At 64.8% G+C, this 19,004-nt stretch carries 18 protein-coding genes; 15 read left to right on the top strand and 3 right to left on the bottom strand.

Annotated features, from left to right (window positions below; all coding sequences use genetic code 11):
* Positions 1-35: 35 nt before the first annotated feature.
* From bamA to AC07OD_RS15525, 8 genes are read left to right on the top strand one after another with little or no spacing between them, the layout of a single operon-like run.
* Positions 36-2,333, top strand: coding sequence for an outer membrane protein assembly factor BamA (gene bamA / locus AC07OD_RS15560; RefSeq protein ID WP_218297691.1), 2,298 nt, complete (start codon positions 36-38; stop codon positions 2,331-2,333).
* On the top strand, positions 2,333-2,851 hold the full coding sequence (locus tag AC07OD_RS15555; RefSeq protein ID WP_218297690.1) for an OmpH/Skp family outer membrane protein: 519 nt from the start codon (positions 2,333-2,335) through the stop codon (positions 2,849-2,851). Before bamA ends, AC07OD_RS15555 begins: the two co-directional genes overlap by 1 nt.
* Positions 2,852-2,875: 24 nt before the next feature.
* On the top strand, positions 2,876-3,859 hold the full coding sequence (gene lpxD / locus AC07OD_RS15550; protein WP_218341590.1) for a UDP-3-O-(3-hydroxymyristoyl)glucosamine N-acyltransferase: 984 nt from the start codon (positions 2,876-2,878) through the stop codon (positions 3,857-3,859).
* Between the two features lie 16 nt (positions 3,860-3,875).
* Positions 3,876-4,316, top strand: coding sequence for a 3-hydroxyacyl-ACP dehydratase FabZ (fabZ, locus tag AC07OD_RS15545; protein ID WP_010457855.1), 441 nt, complete (start codon positions 3,876-3,878; stop codon positions 4,314-4,316).
* Between the two features lie 20 nt (positions 4,317-4,336).
* A complete protein-coding gene (gene lpxA, locus AC07OD_RS15540) occupies positions 4,337-5,125 on the top strand; it encodes an acyl-ACP--UDP-N-acetylglucosamine O-acyltransferase (RefSeq protein ID WP_218341591.1) in 789 nt (262 codons plus the stop codon).
* A 9-nt stretch (positions 5,126-5,134) separates the two neighbouring features.
* On the top strand, positions 5,135-6,298 hold the full coding sequence (lpxB, locus tag AC07OD_RS15535; protein ID WP_218297687.1) for a lipid-A-disaccharide synthase: 1,164 nt from the start codon (positions 5,135-5,137) through the stop codon (positions 6,296-6,298).
* Positions 6,264-6,890, top strand: a complete 627-nt coding sequence (gene rnhB, locus AC07OD_RS15530; protein WP_218297686.1) for a ribonuclease HII — start codon at positions 6,264-6,266, stop codon at positions 6,888-6,890. The genes lpxB and rnhB overlap by 35 nt, the downstream gene beginning before the upstream one ends.
* 17 nt (positions 6,891-6,907) lie before the next feature.
* A complete protein-coding gene (locus tag AC07OD_RS15525; RefSeq protein WP_218341592.1) occupies positions 6,908-7,681 on the top strand; it encodes a TrmH family RNA methyltransferase in 774 nt (257 codons plus the stop codon).
* A 59-nt stretch (positions 7,682-7,740) separates the two neighbouring features.
* Here AC07OD_RS15525 and AC07OD_RS15520 read toward each other — a convergent pair whose 3' ends face one another.
* A complete protein-coding gene (locus tag AC07OD_RS15520) occupies positions 7,741-8,556 on the bottom strand; it encodes a hypothetical protein (RefSeq protein ID WP_494597411.1) in 816 nt (271 codons plus the stop codon).
* 286 nt (positions 8,557-8,842) lie between these two features.
* Between AC07OD_RS15520 and carA the strand changes: the two genes are divergently transcribed.
* The 5 genes from carA to AC07OD_RS15495 all read left to right on the top strand — a co-directional run bounded on the left by carA (position 8,843) and on the right by AC07OD_RS15495 (position 14,829).
* Entirely contained in the window at positions 8,843-10,015 is a 1,173-nt protein-coding gene (gene carA / locus AC07OD_RS15515; protein ID WP_218297683.1) for a glutamine-hydrolyzing carbamoyl-phosphate synthase small subunit, read from the top strand.
* A gap of 20 nt (positions 10,016-10,035) precedes the next feature.
* Positions 10,036-10,458, top strand: coding sequence for a hypothetical protein (locus tag AC07OD_RS15510; RefSeq protein WP_218297682.1), 423 nt, complete (start codon positions 10,036-10,038; stop codon positions 10,456-10,458).
* Between the two features lie 10 nt (positions 10,459-10,468).
* Positions 10,469-13,714: a carbamoyl-phosphate synthase large subunit gene (gene carB / locus AC07OD_RS15505; RefSeq protein WP_218297681.1), complete on the top strand. Its 3,246-nt coding sequence runs from the start codon at positions 10,469-10,471 to the stop codon at positions 13,712-13,714.
* 180 nt (positions 13,715-13,894) lie between these two features.
* Positions 13,895-14,371: a transcription elongation factor GreA gene (gene greA, locus AC07OD_RS15500; RefSeq protein WP_218297680.1), complete on the top strand. Its 477-nt coding sequence runs from the start codon at positions 13,895-13,897 to the stop codon at positions 14,369-14,371.
* 11 nt (positions 14,372-14,382) lie between these two features.
* Complete coding sequence (locus AC07OD_RS15495) at positions 14,383-14,829, top strand: DUF4149 domain-containing protein (protein WP_494597410.1); 447 nt, start codon at positions 14,383-14,385, stop codon at positions 14,827-14,829.
* A 46-nt stretch (positions 14,830-14,875) separates the two neighbouring features.
* On the opposite strand, the gene AC07OD_RS15490 is transcribed toward AC07OD_RS15495, so the two are convergent.
* Together AC07OD_RS15490 and AC07OD_RS15485 are read right to left on the bottom strand one after the other, a co-directional pair.
* The gene (locus tag AC07OD_RS15490) at positions 14,876-15,610 is read right to left on the bottom strand and encodes a glycosyltransferase (protein ID WP_494597563.1); all 735 of its coding nucleotides are present in this window, start codon (positions 15,608-15,610) and stop codon (positions 14,876-14,878) included.
* Positions 15,611-15,663: 53 nt separating this feature from the next.
* On the bottom strand, positions 15,664-16,137 hold the full coding sequence (locus AC07OD_RS15485; RefSeq protein WP_494597409.1) for a YhbY family RNA-binding protein: 474 nt from the start codon (positions 16,135-16,137) through the stop codon (positions 15,664-15,666).
* A gap of 107 nt (positions 16,138-16,244) precedes the next feature.
* Between AC07OD_RS15485 and AC07OD_RS15480 the strand changes: the two genes are divergently transcribed.
* The gene (locus AC07OD_RS15480) at positions 16,245-16,907 is read left to right on the top strand and encodes an RlmE family RNA methyltransferase (protein ID WP_218297677.1); all 663 of its coding nucleotides are present in this window, start codon (positions 16,245-16,247) and stop codon (positions 16,905-16,907) included.
* A gap of 175 nt (positions 16,908-17,082) precedes the next feature.
* Complete coding sequence (gene ftsH, locus AC07OD_RS15475) at positions 17,083-19,002, top strand: ATP-dependent zinc metalloprotease FtsH (protein ID WP_218297676.1); 1,920 nt, start codon at positions 17,083-17,085, stop codon at positions 19,000-19,002.
* Positions 19,003-19,004 lie beyond the last annotated feature (2 nt).

Raw genomic sequence — 19,004 nt, 5'->3', positions numbered from 1 at the left:
GCGCTTGCCCTGCAACTGCGGCTCCAGCTTCATTCATGAAAAAACACATCAATCGCCTGGGCGTGCGTACCGCATCGGCCGTTGCAGCCATGATTTTTGCCGCCAATGCGGCATGGGCTCTGGAGCCTTTCAAGGTGCAGGACATCCGCGTCGAGGGCCTGCAGCGCGTGGAGCCCGGCACCGTGTTTGCCTCCATGCCGCTGCGGGTTGGTGACGACTACAACGACGAGAAGGGCGCCGCGGCCATCCGCGCTCTTTTCGGACTGGGCCTGTTCAAGGACGTGCGCCTGGAGGCGGCCGGCAACGTGCTGGTGGTGGTGGTGGAAGAGCGGCCCACCGTCGCCGACGTTGACTTCGCCGGCACGCGCGAGTTCGACAAGGACGCGCTCAAGAAGGCCATGCGCGATGTCGGACTCACCGAGGGCCGGCCCTACGACAAGGCGTTGACGGACCGCGCCGAGCAGGAGCTCAAGCGCCAGTACATCAACAAGAGCCTGTACGGCGCCGAGGTCGTCACCACTGTGACGCCGATCGAGCGCAACCGCGTCAACCTGACCTTCACCGTGGTCGAGGGCGAGCCTGCCCGCATCAAGGAAGTGCGCCTCGTCGGCAACAAGGCCTTCAGTGAATCCACGCTCAAAGGCCTGTTCGACCAGGACACCGGGGGCTGGCTCAGCTGGTACACCAAGTCGGACCGCTACTCGCGCGCCAAGCTCAATGCCGATCTGGAGACGCTGCGTTCGTACTACCTGCAGCGCGGGTATCTGGAGTTCCGGGTCGACTCCACGCAGGTCGCCATCTCGCCCGACAAGCAGGACATCTCCATCACCGTCAACGTGACGGAAGGCGAGCGCTACGTGGTCTCGGGCGTCAAGCTGGAGGGCAACTACCTGGACCGCGAAGACGAGTTCAAGTCCCTGGTCACCATCCGCGCGGGCGAGCCCTACAACGCGGACCAGGTCACGGAAACGACCAAGGCGTTTTCAGAGTATTTCTCGCGTTTTGGCTTCGCCTTCGCGCGCGTGGAAGCCGTGCCCGAAATCGATCGCGAAAACAACCGGGTCGCCTTCGTGCTGCAGGCCGAACCTTCGCGCCGCGCCTATGTGCGCCGCATCAACGTGAGCGGCAACAACCGCACGCGCGATGAAGTGATCCGCCGTGAATTCCGCCAGTACGAAGCCTCGTGGTACGACGGCGAGAAGATCCGCCTGTCGCGCGACCGCGTGGACCGCCTGGGCTTCTTCACCGAAGTCAATGTGGAAACCCAGGAAGTGCCGGGTTCCCCCGACCAGGTCGACCTCGTGATCAACGTGGCGGAAAAGCCCACGGGCTCGCTGCAGATGGGGGTGGGTTTCTCCAGCGCCGAAAAGGTGTCGCTGTCGTTCGGCATCAAGCAGGAAAACATCTTTGGTTCCGGCAACTACCTGGGCATCGATGTCAACACCAGCAAGTACCGTCGCACGCTGGTGTTCAGCACCACCAACCCATACTTCACGCCGGAAGGCATCTCGCGCACGCTGGATGTGTACTACCGCACGGACAAGCCCTACGAAGACCAGGGCGGCAACTACGAGTTGGTGACCACCGGAACGTCGGTGCGATTCGGTGTTCCGTTCAGTGAAACCGATACCGTGTTCTTTGGTGGGGGGCTGGAGCAGACCAAGATCAAGGCGGGTACGAACATTCCCGCCACCTACCTGGCCTATGCCGACCAGTTTGGCTACAGCAGCACCTCCATTCCTTTGACGATCGGTTGGTCGCGGGACGACCGCGACAGCGCTCTGGCGCCGAATTCCGGCCGCTATCAGCGCCTCAATTCAGAATGGTCGGTGGCGGGGGATGCTCGCTATGTGCGGGCCAACTACCAGTACCAGCAGTACGTGCCACTGAACAAGCGCTTTACCATCGCCTTCAACGGCGAGGTGGGCATCGGCAAGGGCATGAACGGCAGGCCGTTCCCCGTGTTCAAGAACTTCTATTCGGGTGGGCTGGGATCCGTGCGCGGCTTCGACCAGGGTACGCTGGGGCCGCGTGACGTGACGGGCGCGTCGTTGGGGGGACCCAAGAAGGTCACCTTGAACGCGGAGCTGATCGCACCCTTCCCGGGCGCGGGCAACGACCGGACACTGCGTGTATTCACTTTCTTTGATGTGGGTAATGTGTACGGAGAGAACGAAAAAGTTACTTTCAGTGACATGCGTTCCTCCGTCGGCCTGGGCCTGAGCTGGATTTCCCCGCTGGGTCCGTTGCGCCTGGCCTTTGCGCAACCGGTGCGCAAGTTCGCCGGCGATAGAATCCAGAAACTGCAATTCCAGATTGGAACGTCTTTCTAATGAAATCCTTTTCTCGCCATATCTCTCTGGCCCTGCTGCTTGGCACGCTTGCCATCGCAGCGCCTGCACAAGCGCAAGAGTTCAAAGCCGGGTTTGTCAACACCGACCGCATCTTCCGCGAGGCCAGCACCGCCAAGGCTGCACAGGCCAAGCTGGAGCAGGAATTCTCCCGCCGTGAGAAAGAACTGGTGGACATGGGCAACACCCTGAAGACCGCCACGGAGAAGTTCGAGCGCGAAGCTCCCACGATGGCTGAAAGCCAGCGCACCACCCGCCAGCGCCAGCTGGTGGACCAGGACCGTGAATTCCAGCGCAAGCGCCGCGAATTCCAGGAAGACCTGAGCGCCCGCAAGAACGAGGAACTGTCCCAGGTGCTCGAACGTGCGAACAAGGTGGTCAAGCAGGTGGCAGAGGCGGAGAAGTACGACGTGATCCTGCAGGAGGCCGTCTACATCAACCCCAAGCACGACATCACCGACAAGGTGATCAAGGCGCTGAATGCCGCTGCCGGCAAGTAAGTCCCAGCGCTGGACAGGTGGCGCGTGAGCTTGCTTCTCGGGCACATAGTTGATGCGCTCGGTGGCTCGCTGGAAGGAGGTGCGGCACGGGATGCCGTCATTTCCCGCATCGCGCCCCTGGAGGTTGCAGGGCCGGGAGACCTCAGTTTCCTGAGCAACCCCCGCTACCAACAGCAACTGGCCGCCTCCCGGGCGGCCTGTGTCATTGTGGCGCCTGCCATGCGCGATGCCGCCCTGGCCCGTGGCGCCTGCATCGTGGCGGACAACCCCTACGTGTACTTCGCGCGGGCCACGCAGCTTTGGCGCCGGCTCAATGCCCCCGCAGTGCAGGGCGGTGTGCACGCGAGCGCGGTGGTGGACCCGTCGGCGCAGGTCGATGCCACCGCCACCATCGGTCCCCTGTGCGTGGTGGAACGCGGTGCGCGCATTGGCGCAGGAACCGTGCTCAAGTCCCGTGTCACGGTGGGCGAGGGCTGCCGCATCGGCGCGCGCTGCATCGTGCACCCCGGCGTGGTGATCGGCGCCGACGGCTTTGGTTTTGCGCCCGAGAACGGGCAGTGGGTCAAGATCGAGCAACTGGGGGCCGTGCACATTGGCGACGATGTCGAGATCGGCGCCAACACCTGCATCGACCGTGGTGCGCTGCTGGACACCGTCATCGAAGACGGCGTCAAGCTCGACAACCTGATCCAGATCGGGCACAACGTGCGCATCGGCAAGCACTCGGCCCTGGCGGGGTGCGTGGGCGTGGCCGGCAGCGCGACCATTGGCGCGCACTGCACCGTGGGCGGCGGCGCCATCGTGCTGGGCCATCTGGAGATGGCGGACAACGTGCACATCTCTGCCGCCACGGTGGTCACGCGCTCTTTGAGCCAGCCTGGGCAATACACGGGCATGTTTCCCATCGACGACAATGCGCGTTGGGAAAAAAACGCTGCAACACTCAAACAACTGCACAGCTTGCGAGAGCGCATCAAGGCGCTGGAGCAAGCTCTGAAAGCAGCATGAACGGAAGAACAACTCGATGATGGATATCCACGCAATTCTCAAGCAACTGCCCCACCGCTACCCGTTCCTGCTGGTGGACAAAGTGATCGAGCTTGAGAGCAACACCCGCATAAAGGCGATCAAGAACGTGACGTTCAACGAGCCTTATTTCATGGGGCACTTTCCAGGGCGCCCGGTGATGCCGGGTGTGTTGATCCTCGAGGCCCTGGCGCAGGCCGCCGGCCTGCTGGCGTTCGACGCGATGGGCAAGGTGCCCGATGAAAACAACATCTACTACTTCGTCGGCATCGATGGCGCGCGCTTCAAGCGGCCGGTGGAGCCGGGCGATCAGCTGATTCTCTCCATCACGATCGACCGCGTGCGCGGCGGCATCTGGAAGTTCAAGGGCGTGGCCAGCGTGGGCGAGGAAGTGGCCTGCGAGGCCGAACTCATGTGCACCATGCGCAGCGTGGGTTGATCCGCTCAGACTTGCAGATCGTGAGCAATATTCATCCCACGGCCATAGTCGCGCAAGGCGCCAGTCTGGATCCCACGGTCACGGTGGGCCCCTACGCGGTGATTGGTCCCGACGTGGTGATCGGGGCGGGAACCACGGTGGGGCCGCACTGCGTGATCGAAGGGCGCACCACGATCGGCGCCGACAACCGCATTTTCCAGTTCGCATCGCTGGGTGCCGTGCCGCAGGACAAGAAGTACGCGGGCGAGCCGACCGAACTCGTCATCGGCGACCGCAACGTGATCCGCGAGTTCTGCACCTTCAACCTCGGTGTGCCGGGAGCCGGCGGTATCACGCGCGTGGGCAGCGACAACTGGATCATGGCGTACACCCACATCGCGCACGACTGCCGCGTTGACAACCACACCACGCTCTCCAACAACACCACGCTGGCAGGCCATGTGCACCTTGCCGACTGGGTCACCATCGGCGGGCTCACCGGCATTCACCAGTTCGTCTCGATCGGTGCCCATGCCATGGTCGGCTTTGCCAGCGCCGTGTCGCAGGATGTGCCCCCCTTCATGCTGGCCGACGGCAATCCGCTGGCGCTGCGCGGCCTCAACATCGTCGGGCTGCGCCGCCGGGGCTTCTCGGCAGAGCGTGTGGCGGGCATCAAGCAGATGCACCGCCTGCTCTATCGCCAGGGGCTGACACTGGAGGCCGCACGCGCAGGCGTGGCCGAGTTGCCAGCCGCCCATCCGGAGGCTGCGCCCGACATCGCCATGATGCTGGGTTTCCTGGATACCTCCACGCGCGGCATCGCGCGCTGAGGGGCAATGATGAAGGCTTCCCCCCGCGTCGCCATGGTGGCGGGCGAGACCTCCGGCGACCTGCTTGCCGGCCTGCTGATCGACGGCATGCAGGCCCATTGGCCGGGCCTGCAGTCCTGCGGCATTGGTGGCCCGCAGATGCAGCGCCGGGGTTTTGCCGCCTGGTGGCCCAGCGAGAAGCTCGCCGTGCATGGGTACAGCATGGAGGTGCTGCGCCGCCTGCGCGAACTGCTGGGCATTCGCAAGCAACTGCGTGAGCGGCTGCTCAAGGAGCGTCCGGACGTGTTCATCGGCGTGGATGCGCCTGACTTCAACCTGAAGCTGGAGGCCGACCTGCGTGCCGCGGGTGTCAAGACCGTGCACTTCGTGTGCCCGTCGATCTGGGCCTGGCGCGCGGACCGTGTCGAGAAGATACGCCGCAGCGCCGACCACGTGCTGTGCATCTTTCCGTTCGAGCCCGAGCTGCTGGCGCGGCACGGCATTGCGGCGACCTATGTGGGCCACCCGCTTGCCGGCGTGATTCCCATGGTGCCGGACCGCGCTGCCGCCCGCGCCCAGCTCGGCCTGCAGGATGCCGACGAGGTGCTGGCCATTCTGCCGGGCAGCCGCTCCTCGGAGATCGCCTACATCACGCAGCCTTTCTTTGAGGCTGCAGCGCTTGTCCTGAAAGCGCGTCCAGCTATTAAATTGATAGTTCCTGCCGTCCCGGCGCTGCGGGAGCGCATCGTGCAGGCGGCACGGGCCGCGGGTCTGGGTGGGGCGGTGCAGATCGTGTCCGGCCAGTCCCATGCCGTGCTGGCCGCCTGCGACGCCACGCTGATCGCCAGCGGCACCGCGACGCTGGAGGCGGCGCTGTTCAAGCGTCCCATGGTCATCGGCTACCACATGCACCCGTTGAGCTGGTGGCTCATGCGCCGCAAGCAGCTGCAGCCCTGGGTGGGGCTGCCCAATATCCTTTGCGGAGAATTCGTGGTCCCCGAGCTGATCCAGGATGCCGCGACACCCCAGGCGCTCTGCGCGGCAACGCTGCAATGGCTGGATGCGCGCCAGCACAATCCTGAGAAAATCACGGCCCTGGAGCAGCGCTTTACGGCGCTGCACGAAAGCCTGCAACGCAATACCCCCCAACTGGCTGCCGATGCGATCCAGAAAATCCTTCACCCAGCTGCCTGAACAGGCCTGCCTGCCATGGCACCCGCCGGGTCTTGTGTCCGGCGTGGACGAGGCGGGCCGCGGCCCGCTGGCGGGGCCCGTGGTGGCGGCCGCGGTCATTCTGGATGACCTCAATCCGATCGCCGGCCTTGCCGATTCCAAGAAGCTCACGCCTGCCCGGCGCGAGAAACTCTACGACGAAATCCGTGCCAAGGCGCTGTGCTGCAGCATTGCCGAGGCCAGCGTGGAAGAGATCGACCAGCTCAACATCCTGCAGGCCACGCTGCTGGCCATGCGGCGGGCCGTGATGGGGCTGCGCCTGAAGCCCGTCATGGTGCTGGTCGATGGCAACCGCCTGCCCACGCTGGGCATCCAGGCCGAGGCCATCGTCAAGGGCGATGCGCTGGTGCCGGCCATCTCGGCCGCCTCCATCCTGGCCAAGGTGCACCGCGACCGCTGGTGCGTGCAGGTGCATGAAGAGTTTCCGCAGTACGGGTTTGCCGGCCACAAGGGCTATGGCACCGCGGTGCACATGGCCGCCTTGCGCGAGCACGGGGCCTGCGTCCATCACCGGCGTTCCTTTGCGCCCGTGGCGCAGAGCCTGCTTGCCTGACGGAACCTGCTCGCCCCATGACCTCTCCGTCCATCACCGCGATCCATTCGCGGGACAACACCTTCGTGAAGGAACTGCGCCGGCTCGCGCAGGACACCACCGCCTACCGCAAGCAGGGCAGGGTGTGGCTGGAGGGTGACCACCTCTGCCGCGCCGCCCTGGAACGGGGTCAGCGGGCATCGATCGCGGTATTTTCCGAGTCTTTTTGGCCTCAGGCGCAAGTGGAATGGGCGCAGGCAGCTATGAAAACCATAGTGCTCGCCGATGCCCTGTTTGCCGACATCAGCGGTCTGGAGTCGCCTGCCCGCATGGGCTTCATCATCGATCTGCCCGCTGCCGCCGCATTGCGCATGGACGCCGCCACCGTCGTGCTGGACCGGGTGCAGGACGCCGGCAATGTGGGTTCCATCCTGCGCAGCGCGTCGGCATTCGGATTCCGTCAGGTGGTCGCCGTCAAGGGCAGCGCCGCCCTGTGGTCCCCCAAGGTGCTGCGCGCCGGCATGGGCGCGCATTTCGCGCTGGACCTGATCGAAGGCGTGGAGCACGGCGAACTCCAGTCCCTGAAGGTGCCCATGCTGGTGACCAGTTCGCACGCCGGGGACTGGCTGCACCGGGCCGCGCTGCCCTGGCCCTGCGCATGGGTCATGGGCCATGAAGGGCAGGGCGTCTCCGCCGTGCTGGAGGAGCGGGCTGCGATGCGCATCCGCATCGCGCAGCCCGGCGGCGAGGAGTCGCTGAACGTCGCGGCGGCGGCGGCGATCTGCCTGCATGCGAGCGGCGCCGGGCGCTGAACACCTCCCTTCGCAGCCGGCTCCGGGGGGCCGCGGAAGGCCCGCCTTCTCCCGTTTTTCTAGAGGTTGCGCAGGAACTGGCGCACGAAATCGCCCTGGTTGGGCGCATCCTTCTCGGTGCTGAACAGCACCTGCTGGTTTTCCACGCGGATCTTGAGCTGTGGCGCGAACCTGCACTGCACCTGGCCCAGCCCGGACGCAGTGCTCTTGAAGGCGGGCGTGTTGCGGCACATGGAGTCCAGCTCCGATGCCACCACGCCGCAGAAGCTGCCGATGCTCAGGGTCTGCAGCTTCTCGTCATCGATCGTGCTCCAGTCGACCGTGGTCTTCACCGGCGTGCCGCAGGCCGCGGAGGCTTCCTGGTCGGCCCTGGCCAGCTCGGCCTGCGCTCCCGCGAGGCGCTTGCTGCGGTCAAAGCGGGCCAGCTTTTCCTGCACGCCCTGCTTTTGCTGGCTCTGGTAGCTCGCCTGCAGGTCCGCCAGCTTGAAGGCCTTGCTCTTTTCCTCGCTGAAGGACAGCGGCAGGCCGTCGCGCTTGCCGGGCAGGTACACCATATACTGCTCGCCGTGGCGATAGGTGTGGCTCTGCTTTTGCAGCAGGCCGTAGCTGCGGCCGTCGAGCCGGGTGGCATAGACCTCCCGCGCGGAGCCCTGTTGCTCCAGCTGGCTCAGGAACACGACCTGGTCAATGGGATCGTTGATGCCGCTCACGCGCACCAGGGCCTGTTTGCCATCCGCGCTGGGCGCCAGCACCACTTCCACCCCCTGGGGGGCCACGAAGACCTGGGGGTACCTGGCCAGTTCCAGGGCCTGGGCGGCGACGGCGGCGCACAGGCCGGCCAGGGAAAGGGCAAGAGGGCGGAGAAAAGTGCGCATCGGGAGGGTTCTCTGTGGGAGTGGCGGGAGGCGTCGGGCAAAGTCTAGGCGGACCGTTGTCACCTGAAATGCCTGGAACACTTGCTTACGTAACAAGGTTATGCAAGGCATGCATTTGTGAGTGAATGCGCCGCGATGGGTATAATCGGGAGCTTTTCTCGCAACAGCGTCGCCCGACCGCACCCAAAGCAACAACCCATCTGAGAGCAGCCACCGGCACTTGCGTACCTTTGCGTGCACGAGTGGCCTGCAGGCGCCGGGCGACCGTAACCATCCGGAGAACCCAGTGCTTTTGTCTCTACAGGGAAATTTCCCGCCCGCCATCCTGGCGCTCGCAGACGGCACGGTCTTTATCGGCAATTCGATTGGTGCCACCGGCACCACCGTCGGCGAAGTGGTGTTCAACACCGCGATCACCGGCTACCAGGAAATCCTCACCGACCCCAGCTACTGCCAGCAGATCGTCACGTTGACGTATCCGCACATCGGCAACTACGGCGTCAACGTGGAGGACATCGAAGCCGACAAGGTCCATGCCGCGGGCCTGATCATCAAGGACCTGCCCCTGCTGGCCAGCAATTTCCGCTCCACGGAAACGCTCTCGCAGTACCTCGTGCGCGAGAACACCGTGGCCATCGCCAACATCGATACCCGCAAGCTCACGCGCCTGCTGCGCAGCAAGGGTGCGCAAAACGGCGCCATCATCGGACTGGCCGCCGGGCAGCCGGTCACGCAGGCGCTCATCGACGAAGCCATCGCCAAGGCCAAGGCCGCCCCCAACATGGCCGGGCTGGACCTGGCCCAGGTGGTGACCACGGCGTCGCGCTACGAGTGGACGCAGACCGAGTGGAAGCTGGGCTCGGGCTACGGCGAACTCGCGGCGCCGCAGTTCCATGTGGTGGCGTACGACTTCGGCGTGAAGAAGAACATCCTGCGCATGCTGGCCGAGCGCGGCTGCAAGGTCACCGTGGTGCCTGCCAAGACGCCCGCCGCCGATGTGCTGGCACTCAAGCCCGATGGCGTGTTCCTGTCCAACGGCCCCGGCGATCCGGAGCCCTGCGATTACGCCATTGCCGCCACCCGCACCATTGTGGACAGCGGCGTGCCCACGTTCGGCATCTGCCTGGGGCATCAGATCATGGCCCTGGCCGCCGGCGCCAAGACATTCAAGATGACCCACAGCCACCACGGGGCCAATCACCCCGTGAAGGACCTGGACACCGGCCGCGTGAGCATCACGAGCCAGAACCACGGTTTCGCGGTGGACATGGAATCGCTGCCTGCCAACCTGCGCGCCACGCACATCAGCCTGTTCGACGGCACGCTGCAAGGGCTGGTCCACAAGGACAAGCCGGCATTCTGCTTCCAGGGCCACCCTGAGGCTTCCCCTGGGCCGCACGACATCGCCTACCTTTTCGACCGATTCACCGATGCCATGCGCGCGGCGAAAGCCGGTTGAACCCGGGAAGGAATAGCCCCATGAAACTGTTCAGCTTTCCCCTCGCATCGCTGGAAAAGGCGATCCACAAGCGTGTCCTGACCCTGCCTTCGCCCCACCGCGAGTGGTTCACGGAACGCTGGGCGCAAAAGCCCTACAAGAAGGCGTTCGTCGAGAACAAGGCCATGCCCCTCGTCACGCTGGTGGCCAAGGGCAAGACCCTGGACGATGCCGCCTTCGCAGAACTGCTGCAGGAATGGGAAGTGACGTTTTATGACGCGGAAGAAGAGGTCCTGCGCCCGCTGATCCAGGGCGACGGCCTGCTGCAGCTGATGCAGAAGAACCTTCCTCCCGAACGGGCCCAGGCGCTGCTTGCCAAGTTGACCGAGCGGCGCCCGCCATCGGACGCAGCAGCCTCTGCCCCGACCCCCAGCCCCCAGGCAGCCGAACCCACGATCGACTGATCGACGCACCATGCCAAAACGCACAGACATCAAAAGCATTCTCATCATCGGCGCCGGCCCGATCATCATCGGCCAGGCCTGCGAGTTCGACTACTCCGGCGTGCAGGCCTGCAAGGCCCTGCGCGAGGAAGGCTACAAGGTCATCCTGATCAACAGCAACCCCGCGACGATCATGACCGACCCGGCCACGGCCGACGTGACCTACATCGAGCCCATCACCTGGCAGACGGTCGAGAAGATCATCGCCAAGGAGCGCCCCGACGCCATCCTGCCCACCATGGGCGGCCAGACCGCGCTCAACTGCGCACTGGACCTGTGGCACAACGGCGTGCTCGACAAGTACAAGGTCGAACTGATCGGCGCCACGCCCGAAGCCATCGACAAGGCCGAGGACCGCCTGAAGTTCAAGGATGCCATGACCAAGATCGGTCTGGGCTCCGCGCGCTCAGGGATCGCCCACAGCATGGACGAAGCCTGGGCCGTCCAGAAGAGCGTGGGCTTCCCCACCGTGATCCGCCCCAGCTTCACGCTCGGTGGCACGGGCGGCGGCATTGCCTACAACCCCGAAGAGTTCGAGACCATCTGCAAGCGCGGCCTGGAAGCCTCGCCCACCAACGAGCTGCTGATCGAGGAGTCGCTGCTCGGCTGGAAGGAGTACGAGATGGAAGTGGTCCGCGACAAGGCGGACAACTGCATCATCATCTGCTCCATCGAGAACCTCGACCCCATGGGCGTGCACACGGGCGACTCGATCACCGTGGCCCCCGCGCAGACGCTGACCGACAAGGAATACCAGATCATGCGCAACGCCAGCCTGGCGGTGCTGCGCGAGATCGGCGTGGACACGGGCGGCTCCAACGTGCAGTTCTCGGTGAACCCGAAGGACGGCCGCATGATCGTCATCGAGATGAACCCCCGCGTGTCGCGTTCGTCGGCGCTGGCCTCCAAGGCCACCGGCTTCCCGATCGCCAAGGTCGCCGCCAAGCTGGCCGTGGGCTACACGCTCGACGAGCTCAAGAACGAGATCACCGGCGGCGCCACACCCGCGTCGTTCGAGCCCTCCATCGACTACGTGGTCACCAAGATCCCGCGTTTCGCGTTCGAGAAATTCCCCACGGCCGACAGCCGCCTGACCACGCAGATGAAGTCGGTGGGCGAGGTCATGGCCATGGGCCGCACCTTCCAGGAGTCCTTCCAGAAGGCCCTGCGCGGCCTGGAAGTGGGCGTGGACGGCATGAACGAGAAGACCCAGGACCGTGAAGTGCTCGAAAAGGAGCTGGGCGAGCCCGGCCCCGAGCGCATCTGGTACGTGGGCGATGCGTTCGCCATGGGCCTCTCCGTGGACGAGGTGTATGACCTCACCAAGATCGACAAGTGGTTCCTGGTGCAGATCGAAGAGATCGTGAAGATCGAACTGGAGCTGGACCAGCTGGCCGTGGACAAGGGCGATGCGGCACTGGCCAGCCTGGATGCCGGCACGCTGCGCTCGCTCAAGAAGAAGGGCTTCTCGGACCGCCGCCTGGCCAAGCTGCTCAAGACGACGGAAAAAGCCGTGCGCGAAGCCCGCCGCGCGCTGAACGTGCGCCCGGTGTACAAGCGCGTGGACACCTGCGCCGCCGAATTCGCGACCAACACCGCCTACATGTACTCGACCTACGAGGACGAGTGCGAGGCCGAGCCGACCAACAACAAGAAGATCATGGTGCTCGGGGGCGGCCCCAACCGCATCGGCCAGGGCATCGAGTTCGACTACTGCTGCGTGCACGCCGCGCTGGCCATGCGCGAGGACGGCTACGAGACCATCATGGTCAACTGCAACCCCGAAACCGTGTCCACGGACTACGACACCTCGGACCGCCTGTACTTCGAGCCCCTCACGCTCGAAGACGTGCTCGAAATCGTGGACAAGGAAAAGCCCACTGGCGTGATCGTGCAGTACGGCGGCCAGACGCCGCTCAAGCTGGCGCTGGGCCTCGAAGCAGAGGGCGTGCCCATCATCGGCACCAGCCCCGACATGATCGATGCCGCCGAGGACCGTGAGCGCTTCCAGAAGCTGCTGCACGACCTGGGGCTGCGCCAGCCCCCCAATGCCACGGCCCGCACCGAGGCCGAGGCGCTGGAAAAGGCCGCCGCCCTGGGCTACCCGCTGGTGGTGCGCCCCAGCTACGTGCTGGGCGGCCGTGCGATGGAAATCGTGCACGAGCAGCGCGACCTGGAGCGCTACATGCGCGAGGCCGTGAAGGTGAGCAACGACTCGCCCGTGCTGCTGGACCGCTTCCTGAACGATGCCATCGAGTGCGACGTGGACTGCCTGCGCGACCCCGAGGGCAAGACCTTCATCGGTGGCGTGATGGAGCACATCGAACAAGCCGGTGTGCACTCGGGCGACTCCGCCTGTTCGCTGCCGCCGTACTACCTCAAGCAGGCCACGGTCGATGAACTCAAGCGCCAGTCCGCGGCCATGGCCGAAGGCCTGAACGTGGTGGGCCTGATGAACGTGCAGTTCGCCATCCAGGAAGTGGACGGCAAGGACGTGATCTACGTGCTGGAAGTGAACCCCCGCGCCTCGCGCACCGTGCCGTTCGTCTCCAAGGCCACGGGCATCCAGCTGGCCAAGGTGGCCGCGCGCTGCATGGCCGGCCAGACGCTGGCCTCGCAGGGCATCACCAAGGAGGTGACGCCGCCCTACTTCAGCGTGAAGGAGGCCGTGTTCCCGTTCGTCAAGTTCCCCGGCGTGGACACCATCCTCGGCCCCGAGATGAAGTCCACCGGCGAGGTGATGGGCGTGGGCAAGACCTTCGGCGAAGCCTTCGTGAAGAGCCAGTTGGGCGCGGGCACCAAGCTGCCGACGTCGGGCAAGGTGTTCCTCACCGTGAAGAACAATGACAAGCCCCGCGCGGTGGACATTGCCCGCCAGCTGGTGGCGCTGGGCTTTGACCTGGTGGCGACCAAAGGCACCGCTGCAGCCATTGCCGAGGCGGGCGTCCCGGTGGTGGTGGTCAACAAGGTCACGGAAGGCCGTCCGCACATCGTGGACATGATCAAGAACAACGAGATCGTCATGGTCATCAACACGGTGGAAGAGCGCCGCAACGCGATTGCAGACTCGCGCGCGATTCGCACCTCGTCGCTGCTGGCCCGCGTGACCACCTTCACGACCATCTTTGGCGCCGAGGCAGCCGTGGAGGGCATGAAGTACCTGGACAAGCTCGACGTGTACTCGGTGCAGGAGCTGCACGCCCAACTGGTGGCCTGAGCCCCGGCAAAAGCGGCATAATCTTCGCCTGACCAGACACCGCCGCGCGGCAACGTGCGGCGGTTTCCTTTTGTAGACTTGCCATTCACGAAGTCCGGCACAGCCCGGGCGTGACGTGGTGACTGACCGGTGGAAGTGCCTTGGCGCTTTCACCGTTTTGACTTATGGAGACTCGACAGAATGGCCACCATTCCGATTACCAAGCGCGGCGCTGAAAAGCTCAAGGAAGAGTTGCACCGCCTCAAGACCGTGGAACGGCCCGCGGTGATCACGGCGATCGCCGAAGCGCGTGCGCAGGGGGACCTCAGCGAAAACGCCGACTACGACGCCGCCAAGGACCGCCAGGGCTTCATCGAGGGCCGCATCCAGGAGATCGAGGGCAAGCTCTCGGTCGCGCAGGTCATCGATCCCAGTGCCGTCGACGGGGGGGGCAAGGTGGTCTTTGGCGCCACGGTCGAGCTGGAAGATGAAGAGTCTGGCGACACCGTGAAGTACCAGATCGTGGGCGAGGACGAGGCCGACCTGAAGCAGGGCCTGATCAATATCTCCAGCCCCATCGCCCGTGCGCTCATCGGCAAGGAAGAGGGCGATACCGCCGAAGTGCTGGCGCCCGGCGGCGTTCGCCGCTATGAGGTGGTGGCGGTCAGCTACCAGTGAACAGGCGCGGCATGCTCCATCGCCTTCCTGCCCTGGTGGCCGCCCTGTGGTGGGGAAGCCTGACCACCATCGGCTTTCTGGTCGTGCCCATGCTGTTTGCCCACCTCCCGTCGCCGACGGTGGCGGGCAACATGGCGGCCAGGCTGTTTGCGGCACAGACCTGGGTGGCGGTGGCCTGCTGCCTGGTGCTGCTGCTGGTCTCCAGGCCCAGGCAGGCGGTAGCGCAGTACCCATGGGCGCAAGCTGCTATGGTTTTCATACTGGGCGGCATGCTGCTGGCACTGCTCACGCAGTTTGGCGTGGCACCGCGCATCGTGGCGCGGCAGGATCTGCGCGTGTGGCACAGCGTGGGAACAGTGATGTACGCGCTGCAATGGTGCTGTGCGTTGGCCGTGCTGTGGCAAACGCTTCGCCACGACCCTCAGGCGCCCGCCGGGGGCGGCTCCGCCGGAGCCTGAAGCGCATGCACCGCGGCGGCTCGGCCAGCGCCAGCGCCGACGCCGCCTACTCGTGCCAGTGTTCCGCCACCCAGGTGGCGGGGCGAATGTAGCGAAAGCGGCGGTTGCGCCGTCCCGCCAGCGCGTCCGGTGGATTGCACTCCCCGTGAAAGATCACGATGCGCGCACCGGGCGGCACGAACGGCGCGCGCCAGTAGTTGGTGGGCCAGGGCGGTATGCCGTGGTACTTGAAGCTCGGGCACCACGCTGCGGGCCAGTATTGCAGCTTGCCCTGCCGGTGCAGAAAGTCCGACAGGTAGGCCTGTTCGTTGCGGAACTGTGCGCGGATTTCTGCGAAGTGGGCGCGAAAGTGTGCCAGCACGTCAGGGTGCGCTCCCAGTTCGAACCGGTAGACCGATGAATTGCCCGTGACGCGCCAGGGGCGCTTGTAGTCATGGATGATCAGGAATTCGCCCGGCTGGGTAAAAAAATCGTCCAGGCTGCCGGTGATGACCACGTCCACATCCAGGAACAGGGCCGTGCCGCTGAGCCCGTGCAGGTCCTGGCTGAAGGTGGCCAGCTTGGTCCAGCCCCGCTCGGGAATGCCGGGTGGCAGATCGAGCGCGGGGATGGGCAAGCACTGCACCTCGCTGCGGATGCCGGCGCTGTCGTCGGTCAGGCAGACGAAGCGGAAGTCGCCACGCAGGTGCCGCCGAACCATCGCGTACAGCCGATTGACATATTCGGGGCCGTATTTCGTGCCCCACTTCATGCAGAGGATGTGGCGCGCGTGGGCGGCCATGCCGGCAGGCGCTGCAGAAGCTGCAGGTACTGCAGAGACTGCGGGGGGGATCATCAGTCTGCCTGGCGCTTCTTGATCGACTTTTGCTTGGGTTTGGCGCGCTTGATCTGGCCGCCCGAGGTCAGGCGCTGGTTGCCCAGCACGCGCAGCTGCTTGATTTCGGGACGCTGGCCGCCGCGCTTGCTGAACTTCAGCACCTTGACGTCGCGCGGGCCCGGCATCCGGTCTTCATCGATCACGCGCTCCTTGACGGGCTGAGGGCGCCAGAGCACGAGCAGCTTGCCGATGTGCTGGATGGGGGCGGCGTTGAGGTCTGCCGTGATCTGCTGGTACATCAGCTCGCGGGCCGCGCGGTCGTCATTGAAAACACGCACCTTGATCAGCCCGTGGGCATTCAGGGCGGCGTCGATCTCCTTCTTGACGGCGGGGGTCAGGCCATCGCCGCCAATCAGGACGACGGGGTCCAGGTGGTGGGCATTGGCGCGTTGTTCCCGGCGCTCGGCGGGAGTCAGTTGAATTTGGGGCATGGGCCGTATTATGTCTGCGGCCCGCCGTGGGGTGCCTTCGCGTCGCCGCGCGAAATGGGCCTTGTGTCCAATCGGCTGTGCCGATTGTCGAGAGACAATGGAGCCGTATGAAAGTCAAAACCCAGAGCAAGAAGGTCAACAAGGCATGGTTGAACGACCACGTCAACGACACCTATGTCAAATTGGCCCAGAAAGAGGGATACCGCGCGCGCGCGGCCTACAAGCTCAAGGAGATCGACGAGCAGCTGGGCCTCATCAAGCCCGGCTACACGGTGGTGGACCTGGGCTCCACGCCCGGCGCATGGAGCCAGTACCTGCGCAGGCGCATGTCGCCCTCGGGTGCGGCTGCGGGGCAGCTCAATGGCACCATCATCGCCTTGGACATCCTGCCCATGGAGCCCATCGAGGGGGTGACCTACCTCAATGGCGATTTTCGCGAGGCGCAGGTGCTCGAGCGCCTGGAGCAGGCGCTCGGCGGCCGCGCGGTGGATGTCGTGGTGTCGGACATGGCGCCCAATCTTTCGGGCATCGGATCGGCCGATGCGGCCCGCATCGCCCACCTGGTGGAGCTGGCGGTGGATTTCGCTTGCAACCATTTGAAACCGGACGGTGCGCTGGTGGTCAAGCTCTTCCATGGCGGCGGGTACAGCGATCTGGTGACGCTGTTCAAGCAGACCTTCAAGGTGGTCAAGCCCTTGAAGCCCAAGGCGTCGCGCGACAAATCTTCGGAGACCTTCCTGGTGGGAATGGGCCTCAAAAAGGCCGCCTGAAAGGTCTTGCCCCAGGTCATGAATCCGTGAAATTCGCCCGTAAAGCCCGTGCTGTTTCCATGGCGGCTAGGGGGAATAGGGATGGCTGGGTGGCTTGAAAGACCTAAAATGGGCCGCACATGCGTGCCATGACGGCAGTGTGTCCGTTTTCTGTTCCCTGCAACTGGAGCCCCGCTTGAACAATCAGTGGTTTTCAAAAATTGCCGTGTGGCTGGTTATCGCCATGGTGCTGTTCACGGTGTTCAAACAGTTTGACACCCGTGCCGGCGCCAGCGCAGGCCACGTCGGCTACTCGGAATTCCTCGAGGAAGTCCGCAGCAACCGCATCAAGAGCGCAACCATCCAGGAAGGCCAGGGCGGCACCGAGATCGTGGCCGTCACCAACGACGACCGCAAGATCCGCACCACCGCGACCTATCTGGACCGCGGCCTCGTGGGCGATCTCATCAACAACAACGTCAAGTTCGACGTCAAGCCCCGCGAAGAAGGCTCCCTGCTCATGACCCTGCTGGTCAGCTGGGGCCCCATGCTGCTGCTGATTGGCGTGTGGGTGTACTTCATGCGCCAGATGCAGGGCGGCGGCAAGGGCGGTGCCTTCAGCTTCGGCAAGAGCAAGGCCCGCATGCTCGACGAGAACAACAACCAGGTCACGTTTGCGGACGTGGCCGGCTGCGACGAAGCCAAGGAAGAAGTCAAGGAAGTCGTGGACTTCCTGAAAGACCCACAGAAGTTCCAGAAGCTGGGCGGCCGCATTCCGCGCGGCCTGCTGCTGGTCGGCCCTCCGGGCACCGGCAAGACCCTGCTGGCCAAGTCCATCGCGGGCGAAGCCAAGGTGCCGTTCTTCAGCATCTCGGGCTCCGATTTCGTGGAAATGTTCGTCGGCGTGGGCGCGGCCCGTGTGCGCGACATGTTCGACAACGCCAAGAAGAACGCCCCCTGCATCATCTTCATCGATGAAATCGACGCCGTGGGCCGCCAGCGTGGCGCGGGCCTCGGTGGTGGCAACGACGAGCGCGAGCAGACCCTGAACCAGATGCTGGTCGAGATGGACGGTTTCGAGACCAACCTGGGCGTGATCGTGGTGGCTGCCACCAACCGCCCCGACATCCTGGACGCGGCCCTGCTGCGCCCCGGCCGCTTCGACCGCCAGGTCTACGTGACGCTGCCCGACATCCGGGGCCGCGAGCAGATCCTGAACGTGCACATGCGCAAGATCCCGATCGGCCAGGACGTGGCCCCCGGCATCATCGCGCGCGGCACGCCCGGCATGAGCGGTGCCGACCTGGCGAACCTGTGCAACGAAGCCGCCCTGATGGCCGCCCGCCGCAATGCGCGCACGGTGGAGATGCAGGACTTCGAGAAGGCCAAGGACAAGATCCTCATGGGCCCCGAGCGCAAGAGCATGGTCATGCCCGAGGAAGAGCGCCGCAACACGGCCTACCACGAGTCCGGCCACGCGCTCATCGGCAAGCTGCTGCCCAAGTGCGACCCGGTGCACAAGGTCACCATCATTCCCCGTGGCCGTGCCCTGGGCGTGACAATGAGCCTGCCCGCACAGGACCGCTACAGCTATGACCGCGAATACATGCTCAACCAGATCAGCATGCTGTTCGGCGGCCGCATCGCCGAGGAAGTGTTCATGAACCAGATGACCACCGGCGCCAGCAACGACTTCGAGCGCGCCACGCACATCGCCCGCGACATGGTCACCCGCTACGGCATGACGGATGCGCTGGGCCCCATGGTCTATGCGGAAAACGAAGGCGAGGTGTTCCTGGGCCGCTCGGTCACCAAGACCACGACCATGAGCGAGCAGACCATGGAAAAGGTCGACATGGAAGTGCGCCGCATCATCGACGAGCAGTACAACCTCGCCCGCCGCCTGATCGAGGAGAACAGCGACAAGATGCACGCCATGGCCAAGGCCCTGCTCGAATGGGAGACCATCGACACCGAGCAGCTGGACGACATCATGGCTGGCAAGGAGCCCCGTCCTCCGAAGGACTGGACACCCCGCACGCCTCCCTCGGGCGGCGACAATTCCAGCGGCGGCACGCCCGCCGTGGCAACGGACACCGCGCCTTCGGCAGCCTGAGG

This window comes from Acidovorax sp. GW821-FHT10E03 (genome assembly GCF_059415205.1).
Note: the sequence above shows the minus strand (reverse complement) of the source record. Positions and strands in the feature narration are given on the sequence as shown.